The organism is Pseudomonas sp. NPDC089395 (assembly GCF_044749525.1).
Lineage (GTDB): Bacteria > Pseudomonadota > Gammaproteobacteria > Pseudomonadales > Pseudomonadaceae > Aquipseudomonas.
This window is the reverse complement of record NZ_JBIVID010000006.1, coordinates 71,399-85,769: the sequence shown is the minus strand read 5'-3', so window position 1 is coordinate 85,769 and position 14,371 is coordinate 71,399. Positions and strand designations below refer to the sequence as shown.

At 64.8% G+C, this 14,371-nt stretch carries 12 protein-coding genes; 8 read left to right on the top strand and 4 right to left on the bottom strand.

Annotated features, from left to right (window positions below):
• Positions 1-54 precede the first annotated feature (54 nt).
• Positions 55-1,230 carry an MFS transporter gene (locus tag ACIPZG_RS15015; RefSeq protein WP_400714996.1) on the bottom strand — a complete coding sequence of 392 codons (1,176 nt, stop codon included), beginning with the start codon at positions 1,228-1,230 and terminating at the stop codon, positions 55-57.
• Positions 1,231-1,436: 206 nt separating this feature from the next.
• Between ACIPZG_RS15015 and ACIPZG_RS15010 the strand changes: the two genes are divergently transcribed.
• From ACIPZG_RS15010 to ACIPZG_RS14990, 5 genes are all read left to right on the top strand, one after another.
• Positions 1,437-1,892: a GNAT family N-acetyltransferase gene (locus ACIPZG_RS15010; RefSeq protein WP_400714994.1), complete on the top strand. Its 456-nt coding sequence runs from the start codon at positions 1,437-1,439 to the stop codon at positions 1,890-1,892.
• A gap of 90 nt (positions 1,893-1,982) precedes the next feature.
• Positions 1,983-3,203, top strand: coding sequence for a putative DNA modification/repair radical SAM protein (locus ACIPZG_RS15005; protein WP_400714992.1), 1,221 nt, complete (start codon positions 1,983-1,985; stop codon positions 3,201-3,203).
• Positions 3,194-4,033, top strand: a complete 840-nt coding sequence (locus ACIPZG_RS15000; RefSeq protein ID WP_400714990.1) for a TIGR03915 family putative DNA repair protein — start codon at positions 3,194-3,196, stop codon at positions 4,031-4,033. Before ACIPZG_RS15005 ends, ACIPZG_RS15000 begins: the two co-directional genes overlap by 10 nt.
• Before the next feature lie 129 nt (positions 4,034-4,162).
• Positions 4,163-6,331 (top strand): TonB-dependent siderophore receptor, encoded by a 2,169-nt coding sequence (locus ACIPZG_RS14995; RefSeq protein ID WP_400714988.1) that lies wholly within the window; start codon positions 4,163-4,165, stop codon positions 6,329-6,331.
• 96 nt (positions 6,332-6,427) lie between these two features.
• Positions 6,428-6,931, top strand: coding sequence for a GNAT family N-acetyltransferase (locus ACIPZG_RS14990; protein ID WP_400714986.1), 504 nt, complete (start codon positions 6,428-6,430; stop codon positions 6,929-6,931).
• 160 nt (positions 6,932-7,091) lie between these two features.
• Here ACIPZG_RS14990 and ACIPZG_RS14985 read toward each other — a convergent pair whose 3' ends face one another.
• The 3 genes from ACIPZG_RS14985 to ACIPZG_RS14975 form a co-directional block, all read right to left on the bottom strand.
• The gene (locus ACIPZG_RS14985) at positions 7,092-8,063 is read right to left on the bottom strand and encodes a biotin-dependent carboxyltransferase family protein (protein WP_008098451.1); all 972 of its coding nucleotides are present in this window, start codon (positions 8,061-8,063) and stop codon (positions 7,092-7,094) included.
• Positions 8,060-8,947, bottom strand: coding sequence for an allophanate hydrolase subunit 1 (locus ACIPZG_RS14980; RefSeq protein ID WP_400714984.1), 888 nt, complete (start codon positions 8,945-8,947; stop codon positions 8,060-8,062). Before ACIPZG_RS14980 ends, ACIPZG_RS14985 begins: the two co-directional genes overlap by 4 nt.
• Positions 8,948-9,015: 68 nt before the next feature.
• A complete protein-coding gene (locus tag ACIPZG_RS14975) occupies positions 9,016-9,774 on the bottom strand; it encodes a 5-oxoprolinase subunit PxpA (RefSeq protein ID WP_400641125.1) in 759 nt (252 codons plus the stop codon).
• A gap of 117 nt (positions 9,775-9,891) precedes the next feature.
• On the opposite strand from ACIPZG_RS14975, the gene ACIPZG_RS14970 reads away from it, so the two are divergent.
• The 3 genes from ACIPZG_RS14970 (at position 9,892) to treS (ending at position 14,211) form a co-directional block, all read left to right on the top strand.
• Positions 9,892-10,809 carry a LysR family transcriptional regulator gene (locus ACIPZG_RS14970; RefSeq protein WP_008098457.1) on the top strand — a complete coding sequence of 306 codons (918 nt, stop codon included), beginning with the start codon at positions 9,892-9,894 and terminating at the stop codon, positions 10,807-10,809.
• Between the two features lie 83 nt (positions 10,810-10,892).
• Positions 10,893-11,777, top strand: coding sequence for an aromatic amino acid DMT transporter YddG (yddG, locus tag ACIPZG_RS14965; protein WP_400714982.1), 885 nt, complete (start codon positions 10,893-10,895; stop codon positions 11,775-11,777).
• 367 nt (positions 11,778-12,144) lie between these two features.
• Positions 12,145-14,211: a maltose alpha-D-glucosyltransferase gene (gene treS / locus ACIPZG_RS14960; protein ID WP_400714980.1), complete on the top strand. Its 2,067-nt coding sequence runs from the start codon at positions 12,145-12,147 to the stop codon at positions 14,209-14,211.
• Positions 14,212-14,371: the final 160 nt, after the last annotated feature.

Genomic DNA, 14,371 nt, shown 5'->3' with positions numbered 1-14,371 from the left:
ATCGCCGGAAAGCCGGCGATGCAGGCGCCACGCTGCAAGCCAGCGCCCACAGACTCAAGCCACCGCCACGGCGCGCCTGCGCCGCCAAGCCAGGCGTGCCACGGTGATCGACCAGTTGGCCAGGGCGATCACCAGCAGCAGTTGCAGCAACGCAGCCATCCCTGCCTCGACAATGACCTTACCCGCCAGCAGCGGAAAGCCGAATACACCGATGAAGTACGCCAGGCTGAACAACAGCAACGCCTGCGCGGTCTGCCCGGCCGGTGCTTCGTTTGCCGCCAAACCGTTGATCACCGAATAGGTCAACCCATAGCCGACCCCCAGCACGATCGCCGCCAGCAAGTACCCGCCAGGGCTCGCCACCCAGTACATGAACATCAGCACCGACAGCACGATCAGCGCCGTGAGCACACATGCCATCACGTAAGGGTCGCGCTTGACGATAAAGCCCGCGACCAGCAGGCGGCACGCGATGACCGCGGACATGAAGCCGATGAAGAACAGCGAGTAGTCCAGGTCCAGGAGCGCGGCATAAGAGGTCTGGAAACTGGACAGCCCACCAAAGATCGCACCGCCCAACCCGACCATCAGGATGGCGAAGGCGGCCTTGGACGACAGCACCGAACGCGCCGCCACCGGGGTGATTCGGCTCACGGCAACAGCGCGCTGATGCTGTTGTATACGCGGCGCCATCAGCAGGAACATCACCCCCCCCAGCACACTGGCGCCGGCCGCGACCACGAAGGCCGCTTCGACCGGATAGCCCAGCGCCTGCGCCACCCGCCCCAACAATGGCCCGGTGCCGATGCCCGTCATCATGCAGCCCGAGAGCAGGGCAAAGTACTTCACCCGTCGTTCAGGCTCGATCAGCATCGCCACGATGATCGGCCCGAGGGTATAGAACACACCCCAGCCAAAACCGAGCAGCAGGCCGAACAGCATCATGGCAACGCCCAGGCCTGGCAGCGCGGCAAAACCCAGGCAGGCCACAGCGAGAAACACCGCGCCAACGGCCACCGACCTGGCGGCGCCGAGGTGGTCGCTCAGGTGCCCTGAAAAGATCACGGCGAGAAAGGTACTGAGCATGGCCGTGGAGATCACCGAGCCGGCGTCGGCCTCGCTGGCGCCGTGCGCGCGCAGGGTCATCGCCAGGAGAAAGGTGGTGCCATAGGACAGGGACAGCAGGTAGCTGCTCAGGCAGAAGGTGCCAAACAGGCGATTGGAAGACATCGTTGTTCCTTGACGTGCAAGCGGCGCGGGGCCGGCTTTCCGAGCATTGTTGTTGGAGGTTCGAGAGACGTTCTATCACGGGCTTGCGCAGGCTTGGATATGAAATCGGCGGAGTGAAGCGTGGCAGGCTCATACCTATCGGCCTGCTGCATCGACCCCAGCGTGGCTGCAGTTTATGCTCGGGTCATTTCCCGGAGACCGCCCACGTGCACCCAGCCCCTGCCCTGCGCCGCGCCACCCCTGCCGACGTCGAAGCCATCCGCGCATTGGTCCACGCCGCCTATTCGCCCTATATCGCCAGGATCGGCAAAGCCCCGGCGCCGATGCTGGACGACTACCACCAGGTGATCGAGGACAACGACGTGTTCGTGGCACTGGAGGCCGGGCGCGTGGCCGGCGTGCTGGTGCTGCACCAGGAAGGCAGCGAGATGCTGCTGGTCAATGTCGCGGTGCTACCCGCCTGCAAAGGCAAGGGTCTGGGCAAGGCCCTGATGCAGTTCGGCGAAGAACACGCAAGACAGGCCGGGTGTCGCGCCATCCGCCTGTATACCCATGAGCGCATGCGCGAAAACATCGAGATCTACCAGAAACTCGGTTATGGGGAGACCCACAGGGCGCACGAGCACGGTTTCGCCCGGGTGTTCATGCGCAAGCCTCTTTGACGCGGCGCAGCCACCGCCCGTCCCTCCCCCTCTTGCAATCGGCCGGCTCGCAAAATACTGTATGAATAATCAGTGTAACGAGATCGGCCCATGCAACTTATCGCCAAGCTAGGCATCCTCGCCGACGCCGCCAAGTACGACGCCTCCTGCGCCAGCAGCGGCGCCCCCAAGCGCAGCTCGCGCGGCAGCGACAGCCTGGGCGCCACCGATGGCATGGGCATCTGCCACAGCTACACCCCGGACGGCCGTTGCGTGTCCTTGCTCAAGGTGCTGCTCACCAACTTCTGCCTGTACGACTGCCAGTACTGCGTCAACCGCCGCTCCAGCAACGTGCCCCGGGCGCGCTTCACGCCTGAGGAAGTGGTACACCTGACCCTCGACTTCTACCGGCGCAACTGCATCAGCGGGCTGTTTTTGAGCTCAGGCATCATCCGCTCGGCCGACTACACCATGGAGCAGCTGATCCGGGTCGCCCGCCTGCTACGTGAGGAACACAACTTCCGCGGCTACATCCACCTCAAGACCATCCCCGATGCCGACCCGCTGCTGATCGAAGAAGCCGGGCGCCTGGCCGATCGCCTCAGCGTCAACATCGAGCTGCCCACCGAAGCCAGCCTCAAGCGCCTGGCCCCGGAGAAGCACGCGCACACCATTCGCCAGGCCATGGGCGTGATCCACCAGGGACAACAGGCCGTGGCCAACGAGCCGAAGGCGCCGCGCTTCACCCCGGCCGGGCAAAGCACCCAGGTGATCGTCGGTGCCGACGCCACCGACGACAGCACCCTGCTGCGCAACGCCGAATCGCTGTACCAGGGCTACGGCCTCAAGCGCGTGTATTACTCAGCCTTCAGCCCGATCCCCGACAGCCCCGGCAGCGTGCCGCTGGCCGCCCCGCCGCTGCTGCGCGAGCACCGGCTGTACCAGGCCGATTTCCTCTTGCGCGGCTACGGCTATAGCGCTCGCGAGCTGCTGGGCCAGGGCAGCAACCTGGCGCTGGACATCGACCCCAAGCTGGCCTGGGCCTTGGCCAACCGCGAGGTGTTTCCGCTGGATGTGAACCGGGCCGAACCGGCCTTGCTGGCGCGTATCCCCGGCATCGGCCTGCGCAGCGTGCAGCGCCTGGTGGCATTGCGTCGCGAACGGCGCGTGCGTTACGACGACTTGATCCAGTTGCGTTGTGTCCTGGAAAAGGCCAGGCCGTTCATCGTCACCAGCGACTATCGCCCGGCCCAGGCGGAGCTGCGCAGCGGCCTGTTGCGTGCCCGCCTGCGCGAGCCGCAAGCCCCTGTGCAGATGGGGTTGTGGGGATGATCGCGCTCGATTGCGGTGAGCGTTTCGACACCTGGCGCGAGCAGGCGCGCAGGTTGCTCGGGCACGGCATCGACCCGGCCGCGGTGACCTGGGCACAAGGCCCGATCGCTGACCTGCTGGCCGTGCCGGCAGCGCTGCCCGAGGGCCCCGGCCTTTTTCGCGCCAAGGTGCCGGCAGCGCTGTTGACCCAGCTGGAACAGGCGGCCCGCTACCGAGGTGAGCAACGCTGGAACCTGCTCTACGAAGTGCTCTGGCGTGTGGCCCATGGCGACCGCACGGCCATGCTCGCCGGTGACCGCCTGGGCAGCGAGCTGCACCGGCGCATCAAGCAGGTCAGTCGCGAAGCGCACCACCTGCATGCGTTCGTGCGCTTCGTGCCGTTGCCTGCAGCACTGGCCGAGCAGTTGCAGCTGGACCTGGTGGCCTACCACGACCCCGCCCACGACATTCTGCAAAGTGCCAGCGCGCATTTCGCCGACCGCCTGGGGCGTCAGCGTTGGCTGATCGCTACCCCTGTGGATGGCATTCGCTTCGACGGCGAGAAGTTCGACTATCGCCGCCAGTGCCCGCAAGCGTGGCGGCAATGGGCACGCAACGCCGAAGACCCAGGTGCGGAACTGTGGCGCACCTACTATCGCCACACCTTCAACCCGGCACGGCTCAACCCCGATGCCCTGCGCCTGCACATGCCCGGGCGTTTCTGGCGCCATCTGCCGGAAGGCATGTTGATTCCCCAGCTGGAAGGCTTGGCGCGACAGGGCAAGCAACGTGATGGCCAAGCGCTGGAAATCGCGGGGCAACGGGGCAAGAAAATCCTCCCGGGCGAGTGACGCTTACTGCAAATGTGAAAAATTCGTGATTTTTTTGGCATACCACGCTTTCAAGGTGCGACGAATCCTGACACACTTATTGCTAATCGTTCTCATACACAATAGCAATAGCAGTAAGGAAGCCAACCCATGCCGTCGTACCTTGCGCCCACGCGCTCACTCCCCGCTCGCAGTCTGCTCGCCATGGCCGTGTGCATGGCCATTGTTACTCCGGCCATTGCCGAGGACGAAAAGCCCATCACCCTGGAACTGGGCGCCACCGAGATCAACTCCCAGCAGCTCGGCAGCACCACCGAAGGTTCGGCGTCCTACACCACCGGCTCCATGTCTACCGCGACCAAGCTGCCGATGAGCCTGCGTGAAACCCCACAGGCGGTGACGGTGATTACCCGCCAGCGCATGGACGATCAGGCCATGACCAGCATCAACGATGTGGTCGCCGCCACCCCGGGGCTGTACCTGGACTATTCCAGCGGCCCGGGCCGGCAAACCTACTCGGCACGTGGCTTCGACATCGACAACCTGATGTATGACGGCATCCCCAGCGGTTATCAGGGCTGGACTGTCGGCGCTCAACCGAACCTGGCGATGTTCGACCGGGTCGAGATCGTGCGCGGTGCCACAGGTCTGGTCACCGGCTCCGGCAACCCGTCGGCGGCTATCAACCTGGTGCGCAAACGCCCGCTGGCGGAGCAGAAGGTCACCCTCACTGGTGCCGCCGGCAGCTGGGACAACTACCGCGGCGAACTCGACGCCTCCAGCCCGCTCAACGACAGCGGCACCGTGCGCGGGCGCGTGGTGGCTTCTTACCGCGACGCCAACAGCTTCATCGATGACGTGGAAGAAGACCACGGTCTGTTCTACGCCGTGACCGAGGCCGACCTCACCGACGACACCACCCTGACTGTCGGTTTCTCGCACCAGAAGGACAAGACCAACTACTTCTGGGGCGCCATGCCCACGGCGCTGGACGGCCACCACATGGACTTCTCGCGCTCCTACAACCCAGGCACCGACTGGGAGAACAAGGACCAGGAGATCAACACCGTGTTCGCCGAGGTGCGCCAGCGCCTGGCCAATGACTGGTCGCTGCAGGTCAACGCCAACTATTCCGAACAGGATGCGGTATTCACTGGCTCCTACCAGTCGCGCTGGGCCGGCCTGCAAGCGCCCCTGTCGCGCACCGTCTACCAGTCCAAGCACCAGGAAAACCAGGCCGGCGTGGACGGTTTCCTCAGCGGCCCGTTCCAGGCCTTCGGCCGCACGCACGAGCTGGTGGTCGGCGCCAGCAAGCGTATCTATGACATGGACACGCGCAACTACAGCCCGTATGACATGAACTGGCCGTTGAACGGCGGCAAGCCCAACTTCGTGCACACCGACAACACCCGCGAAGTCACCACCCAGGAAGGCGTGTACCTGACCACCCGCCTGAGCCTGGCCGACCCGCTCAAGCTGATCCTCGGCGGGCGCCTGGACTGGTACGACTACGACAACAAGGAAAGCGCCACTGCCGACTACAAGGTCACGCGAAACGTCACCCGCTATGCCGGCCTGATCTACGACCTCGACGAGCATCACTCGGTCTACGTCAGCTACAGCGACATCTTCAACCCGCAAAGCTACAAGGACGCCTCGGGGAGCCCGATCAAGCCGATCGACGGCAAGAACTACGAAATCGGGGTCAAGGGTGAATACTTCGACGGCGCGCTCAATGCCAGCATCGCGCTGTTCCGCATCGACCAGGAAAACCGCGCCGTCGCGCAGACCGACTTGAGCGGCTGCAGCGACCCGACCAACTGCTACGTCGCCTCCGGCGAAGTGCGCAGCCAGGGTATCGACCTGGAATTGCAAGGTGCGCTGACGCCGAACTGGCAGGTCGGTGCCGGCTACACCTACGCCCGCGTGCACACCCTCAAGGACGCCGCCAACCCGGCCAACGAGAACCAGCGCTTCGACACCGACACGCCGGAGCACATGTTCAAGCTGTCGACCACCTACCGCCTGCAGGGCCCGCTGGAAAAAGCTCGCATTGGCGGCAACGTCACCTGGCAGAGCCGCATCTACAACGACTTCACCGTCGCCGACGGCAGCGAGTACCGCCTGGTCCAGGGCTCCTACGCGATCACCAACCTGATGGCCGGCTACCAGGTCAACCAGAACCTCGACCTGCAGCTGAACGCCAACAACGTGTTCGACCGCAAGTACTACTCCGCCGTCGCAGGCTCCGTGGACTACGCCGGCGACACCTGGGGCACCCCTCGCAACCTGATGCTGACCGCCAAGTACAGCTTCTGAGCACTATCGCTTGACCGAGCGCAGGGACGCGCTATTTCGTCATGGCACACTGATCGCCGGCCTTCGCCAATCAGTCATCCAACCCTGGAAGCCGCCATGCTCATCCGCCCCGAAACACCCGCCGACTGCCCCACCATCAGCCACCTGACCTTGCAGGCCTTCACCGACCACCCTCATCACGCCCCCGGCCAGGCGCCTACCGAGCACCTGATCATCGAACGCTTGCGCGCCAATGGCGCACTGACGCTGTCGCTGGTGGCGGAAGATGAGGGTGGGATCGTTGGGCAGGTCAGTGTTTCGCCTGTCAGGATCGATGGGCAAGACCTCGGCTGGTATGGCCTGGGGCCGATTGCTGTAGCGCCGGACAGGCAGGGGCAAGGGATCGGCGCGGCCTTGATGCGTGAGGCGCTGGACAGCATGCGCGAGCAAGGTGCCGCAGGACTGGTGTTGCTCGGCGAGCCGGACTATTACCAGCGCTTTGGTTTCAAGGCGTATGCGCAGTTGAGTTACCCCGGTGTGCCGCCGGAGTACTTCATGGCGTTGCCATTTGCAGGGGATGTTCCTGCTGGCAGCGTGGCGTACGACCCAGCCTTTGGCTGAGCCTTCACCGGCCCTATCGCCGGCAAGCCGGCTCCCACAGGGATCTCTGCAAATCTTGAAGGTTGCGCAGTACCTGTGGGAGCCGGCTTGCCGGCGATAGGGCCGGTAAGCCAGGCCACAAGATTCCGCACTGTACCGTACCATGCGGTACAGTACAGAATCAGCCAAACAACTTCGCCAGATACCCCAGCTTCTTCTTGTACGACCGCCGCGCCTCCAGCGCCTGCTCCATGCTCACCGGCAAGAACCGCGCCTGCTGGTTCGGCTGCATCTGCCCGACCAGGTCCAGGTCGGCACTGATCACCGTGCCGATCATGGCATAGCCCCCACCCGACACCGCATCGCGGTGCAGAATGATGGGCTCGAGCCCGGCCGGCACCTGGATCGAGCCAATCGGGTAGCAGCTGTCGACGATGTTCGACGGATCCGACCCGGCCCCAAACGGCTGCTCGCGCGGCTGAAAGCTCAGCGCATCGCCGCCCTTGTAGCGGTAACCGATGCGGTCGGCTTCGGACCCGACCGTCCAGGCATCAGTGAAGAAACTCTGCGCCGCCGCCTCGCTCAGGCGGTGGAAGTACAACCCCGGCACCACCCGCAATACCACCTCCCCACCCAGTGCCTGGCGCAGCGCCATGGGCAGGCTGGCCCCTGCGCGGGTCTTGCCGCTGGGCTGGCCAACCGGCAGCACGTCACCTGCCATCAGCTTGCGCCCGTGATAGCCACCGAGTGCGCCCAACGCATAGGTCGACCGGCTGCCCAGCACCTCGGGCACATCGATGCCGCCGGCCACCGCCAGGTACGCCCGCGCCCCCGCCTTGGGGAAGCCGAAACGCAGCACCTGCCCTGCCCTCACCGCAAACGCGGTGTACGGGTGCTGCTCACGCCCATCGAGCAGCACCGGCATCTGCGCACCACACACCGCCACCAGAGCATCGTGCTGAAACTCCAGCTCCGGCCCCACCAACGCGCATTCCAGACCGGCAGCGCCTGGCGCGTTGCCCACCAGATGGTTGGCGGCGCGCAGGGCATACTGATCGAGTGCGCCGGAAGGGGGAATGCCCAGGTGATAGAAGCCTTCGCGGCCAAGGTCCTGCACCGAGGTGGCCAGGCCAGGTTTGAGCACCTTGATCATGCCAACGCCTCCTGCAACGACTTGGGATAGCCGACGGGGTCGGCGAGAAACGCATCCAGGGAAAACTCCACCGGGCGGATACGCAGGTCGAAGCGCCCGTCCTCGACGTCTGTCACCGCCTGGTCGTAGGTCCGGCGGTCGATGGGTTTGAACTGCACGATATCGCCCGGGCGGAAGAACACCATGTGGTCCTTCAGGTAGGCCAGGGTCTGCTGCGGGTCGTAGATCGGTGCTGGGGTGACGCCGAACATCTGGTAACCGCCCGCGCCCCGCACCGAGTAGATGCAGCCGAAACAGCCGCCATGGCCCAGGGTCAGCTTGGGTGTGTCGGTACGCGGGCGCAGGTACTTGGGCACCTGCAACTGGCGCTCGCGCTCGACCATCTGGAACATGAACGGCAAACCGGCGACGAAGCCGACCATCGACACGAACCACGGCGCCCCGCTGTGCGCGGCAATGAACGCGTCGACATCGGCCAGGCCGTTGACCCGCGCGGCGTATTCCAGGTCGGTGCTCTGCGGGTCCTGATGGCGGTCCCGAAACCGCATCAGGGTTTCATGGGTCCAGGGGTCGTTGTACAGCACCGGGATCTCGATGATCCGCGTGCTCAGCGAACGCTCGGCCACCGCTTGCGCCTCGGCGCCGCGCACGGCTTCAAGCAGGGCTTCGGGGGCGATACGGTCAGGGTCGAAACGAATCTGGAACGAGGCGTTGGCCAGGCACACGTCGAGCACGCCCTCCAGCGCCAGGCGCTCGACTGCGCGGGTGACCGCCAGCCCCTTGAAGAAGGCTTCCAGCGACATGCTTTCGCTGACCTCGGCGAACAGGTGCTCGTCGGCACCGAAGCTGTAGCGGATCGGGGTTGTGGCAAGCGGCTCGGCCATGTCTGCTCCTTTTCTTGGAATCTTTATCGGTATGGCAGGCAAAAACAATGCGGTGCAGCGGATGTCGCCTAACGCGGCGTGCGCACCTTGATGCCAGCGTTGTCCAGCGCCGTGCGCGTGGCCTCGACCAGATCGAGGGCGCCTGGCGTGTCGCTGTGCAGGCAGATGGAATCGAACTCGATTGCCAGGTCCTGCCCTTCGACAGTACGCACCACGCCTTCCTGGCAGGCCCGCAGCACCCGCTCGGCGACCCGTTGCGGCTCGTAGCCACGCACGTTGCGGGTGAACACGATGGAGCCGCTCAGGTCGTACTCGCGGTCCGCGTAGAACTCGCGGACCACCGGCTGGCCAAGTTCCTGGGCGATACGGCAGATCACCGAGCCCGGCATGCAGTACAACAGCAGCTCCGGTTCGATCACTCGCAGGTTTTCCACCAGCAGCCGCGCGGCCTCTTCATCGCGGGCCAGGTGCATGTACAGCGCGCCGTGCGGCTTGATGTGCTGCAGGCTGACGCCCTGGGCACGGGCGATTTCCCGCAGCGCCCCCAGTTGGTAGAGCATGTCGTCGACCAGCTCCTGGGCCGGCGCGTTGATGTGCCGGCGGCCGAAGCCGACCAGGTCACGAAAGCCAGGGTGCGCACCCACCGCCACGCCAAGCGCCTTGGCCCGCTCGACCGTGCGGCGCATGGTGCCGGGGTCGCCGGCGTGGAAGCCGGTGGCGATGTTGGCCGAGCTGATGAAGGCCATCAGTTCGTTGTCGACGCCATCACCGATGGTCCACGGGCCGAAGCCCTCGCCCATGTCCGAATTGAAATCCACCGCCTGCATGTCTATCTCCTGGTGCTTGTGGCTGCATGAAGGTCACGTTAGATTCTCCCCACCCCCTTGGGAAGATCTATAAACAGATAGGGTGTCTTCGGAAAAACAGATACCCAGGAGTTGCCCGTGTCATTGACCTTGCGCCAGGTTCGCTACTTCGTCGCCACTGCCGAGATCGGCCAGATCTCCCAGGCGGCGATCCACCTCAATATCTCCCAGTCGGCGGTGACCACTGCGATCAAGGAACTGGAAGCGATGCTGGGCGTGCTGCTGTTCCAGCGCTCCCCGCAGGGCATGAACCTGACCGATGCCGGCCGGCACTTTCTCAATCGCGCCTACGTGATTCTGCGCAGCGTCGACGATGCGCTGAACAGCCCGCTGCCGGACGTGCGCGCCAGTGGCCTGCTGCGCCTGGCGGCCAGCTACACGGTGATCGGCTACTTCCTGCCGCACCATTTACAGCGCCTGGAGCACTGGCACCCCGATGTGACCTTGCAGGTGCACGAACAGGAGCGCAGCGCCATCGAACAAGGTCTGCTGGACGGCCGCTTCGACATGGCGGTGGTGCTCACCGCCAACCTCACCCACCCGGACATCGTCTCGGAAACCCTGTTCAACTCCGAACGCCGCCTGTGGCTGCCAAGCCATCACCCGCTGTGCGAACGCTCGGCCGTGAGCCTCGCCGATGTCGCCCGCGAGCCCTTCATCCTGCTCACCGTGGACGAGGCCGAGCAAAGCGCCATGCGCTACTGGGAGCAGGCCGGCCAACGCCCCAGCGTGCGCGTGCGCACCAGCTCGGTGGAAGCGGTGCGCAGCATGGTCGCCAATGGCAGCGGCGTGGCGATCCTCTCGGACCTGGTGCACCGACCCTGGTCGCTGGAAGGCAAGCGCATCGAGACCGTGACCATCAGCGACCCGGTGACGCCGATGAGCGTGGGCCTGGCCTGGCACCGCGAGCGGGCCTTCAGCCCGGCCATGCAGGCGCTGCGCAACTACTTCCATGATGCGTTCCTGGCGCCGCAGCAGCTTTCTGCTCGGCGCTGAACCGATCACGCAGCTGGCAGGCCAGTGACCCACGGCAGCCGAGCCTTTAGACTTGCCGCTTTTTTCCTGCAAGAGAGCCAGCCATGCGCATTACCAGCCCCCGTGCCGCCACCACCTGCGGCTTGGCGGCGATCCTGTTGTGGAGTACCGCCAGCGGCCTGATCCGCAGTGTCAGCGAGCACTTCGGCCCGATTGGCGGCGCCGCGCTGATCTACACCCTGGGCGCTGCCCTGTTGGTGATGCTGCTGGGCCGCCCGCGCCTGCGCCATGCCTCGCGCTTCTACCTGCTCAGTGGTTCGGCGCTGTTCATTGCCTACGAGATCTGCCTGTGCCTGGCCCTGGGTTACGCCGTGAGCCGTACGCAGGCGATCCAGCTGGTGGTGGTCAACTACTTGTGGCCAAGCCTGACGGTACTGTTGGCGATCTTCATGAACCGCCAGCCGGCGCGCTGGCTGATCGTGCCCGGCACCGCCATTGCCCTGCTGGGCATCCTGTGGGTGGTGAGCACCGATGGGCTTTCGCTGGACAGCATCGCCAGCAAGGTTGCCTCCAACCCGCTGAGCTACAGCCTGGCGGCGGCGTGTGCGATCACCTTCGCGTTGTACTGCAACGTGACTCGGCGCTATGCCAATGGGCAAAGCCATGTGGTGCTGTTCTTTCTGCTGACTGCTGGTGTGCTGTGGGTGAAATACCTGTTCAGCAGCGAAGCGCTGCCGCCCTTCTCTTTGCCCCACAGCCTGCAGTTGCTGGCGGCAGCGGTGGGCATGGCGGGTGGGTATGCGCTGTGGAACATCGGCATTCTGCGCGGCAATCTGACGTTGCTGGCGACTGCTTCGTATGCGGCACCGGTGTTGTCGTCGGCATTTGCGGCTGCGTGGCTTGGGGCGCAGCTGGGGTTGCAGTTCTGGCAGGGGGCGGTGTTGGTGACTGCGGGATCGTTGTTGTGCTGGCAGGCGACTCGGGGTTGAAGGCCTGTCACCACATTTTTGGCGTCCGTGAGATCGAGCGCCGCCCGCGCGGCGCATCGCGGATGAATCCGCTCCTACATTTGTTGCAACGTACCTATGCCTGATAGGCCATGGTTGCCTGCTTTGTGGGTACGACACGATATCTCGGGGGGCGCCAAAAGGCGGACAACCATGGCCTGACAGACCGTGGCACGTTGCAACAAATGTAGGAGCGGATTCATCCGCGATGCGCCGCGCGGGCGGCGCTCGATCTCATAGGCAATGCAAAACCCCCTTCCTATCACGACAAACTTCGCCCCCAACCGAACATTCCACCCCCCGCGCCGTCATAACTTGAGCCAATGCCGACCCGCAGCGAGGACGCGAGATGACCCAGCCCGACCCGTCATACGTCAAATGGCTCGAAGACCGCTCCATGCTCAAGGCTTCCCAGGAGCGGGCGCGCTTGTACTCCGGTCAGTCACGCCTGTGGCAGAACCCCTACGCCGAAGCCCAGCCACGCCGCGCCACGGAAATCGCCTCGGTGTGGCTGACCGTCTACCCCGACGCGATCATTGCGCCTGAAGGCGACTCGGTGCTGTCTGCCTTGGGTCACGAATCTTTGTGGAAACGCCTGTCGGACATCGGCGTGCAAGGCATCCACACCGGCCCGATCAAGCAGTCCGGCGGCGTGCGCGGGCGCGATTTCACCCCCAGCGTGGACGGCAACTTCGACCGCATCAGTTTCGACATCGACCCGCTCTACGGCAGCGAGCAGGACTTGGTGCAGATGAGCCGCATGGCCGCCGCGCACAATGCCGTGACCATCGACGACCTGATCCCCTCGCACACCGGCAAGGGCGCCGACTTCCGCCTGGCCGAACTGGCCCACGGCGCCTACCCCGGGCTCTATCACATGGTCGAGATCCGCGAGGAGGACTGGCCGTTGCTGCCCGACGTGCCCCCTGGGCGCGATGCGGTCAACCTGCTGCCGGCCCAGTGCGACCAACTCAAGGCCCACCACTACATCGTCGGCCAGCTGCAACGGGTGATCTTCTTCGAGCCGGGGGTCAAGGAAACGGACTGGAGCGTGACAGCGCCGATCACCGGAGTCGATGGCAAGACCCGGCGCTGGGTCTACCTGCATTACTTCAAGGAGGGCCAGCCGTCGCTCAACTGGCTCGACCCCAGCTTCGCCGCCCAGCAGATGATCATCGGCGACGCCTTGCACGCGCTGGACTGCCTGGGCGCGCGCGGTCTGCGCCTGGATGCCAATGGTTTTCTCGGGGTGGAAACCCGCGCCAGTGGCACCGCCTGGTCGGAGAGCCATCCGCTGTCGATCGTCGGCAACCAACTGATCGGCGGCATGATCCGCAAGGCCGGCGGCTTCAGTTTCCAGGAGCTGAACCTGACCCTGGACGACATCGCGCAGATGTCCAAGGGTGGCGCCGATCTGTCCTACGACTTCATCACCCGCCCGGCCTACCAGCATGCCCTGCTGACCGGCGACACCGAGTTCCTGCGCCTGATGCTCAAGGAAATGCACAACTTTGGCATCGACCCGGCATCGTTGATCCATGCCCTGCAGAACCACGACGAACTGACCGTCGAGCTGGTGCATTTCTGGACCCTGCATGCCCACGACATGTACCTGTACAAGGGCCAGACCCTGCCCGGCGGCATCCTGCGCGAGCACATTCGCGAAGAGATCTACGAGCGGCTGTCCGGCGAGCATGCGCCGTACAACCTGCGCTTCGTCACCAACGGCATCGCCTGCACGACCGCCAGCCTGATCACCGCAGCGCTGGGCATCCGCGACCTGGAGCAGATTGGCGCGGCCGAGATCGAGCAGATCCAGAAGGTGCACCTGCTGCTGGTGATGTACAACGCCATGCAGCCTGGCGTGGTGGCGCTGTCCGGGTGGGACCTGGTCGGTGCCCTGCCGCTGCCGGCCGAGGCGGTGGCCGAGCGCATGCTCGATGGCGATACCCGCTGGATCCACCGCGGCGGCTACGACCTGGCCGGGCTCGCGCCGCAGGCCTCTGAATCGGTGCGCGGCATGCCGCGTGCCCGTGCGCTGTACGGCAGCCTCGACAGCCAGCTGGAAAACCCCGATTCGTTCGCCAGCAAGGTGAAGAGGCTGCTTGCCGTGCGCCAGGCCTATGGCATCGCCACCAGCCGCCAGGTGCTGGTGCCCGAGGTCAGCAGTGCGGGGTTGCTGGTGATGGTGCATGAGCTGCCGGCCGGGCGCGGCATACAGATCAGTGCGCTGAACTTTGGGCAGGCGGTGATTGCCGAGGAACTGCTGCTGACCGGGTTTACGCCGGGGACGGTGGTGGACATGGTCAATGAGACGGTCGAGGGGGACCTGACTGAAGATGGGCGCCTGATGATCAACCTGGAGCCTTTCGAGGCGCTGTGTTTGAGGATCGTCAGCAGCAGTGGGCATGTCTGAGACTGTACTGGCCCTATCGCCGGCAAGCCGGCTCCCACAGGTTTTGCAGCGCCGTGGACACTGTGGGAGCCGGCTTGCCGGCGATAGGACCGGTACAGTCAACTTGCTTTTAAAGCCCCAGGGGCATAGCTTTCCGGGCATTCATTTCCGTGCCCAGGAG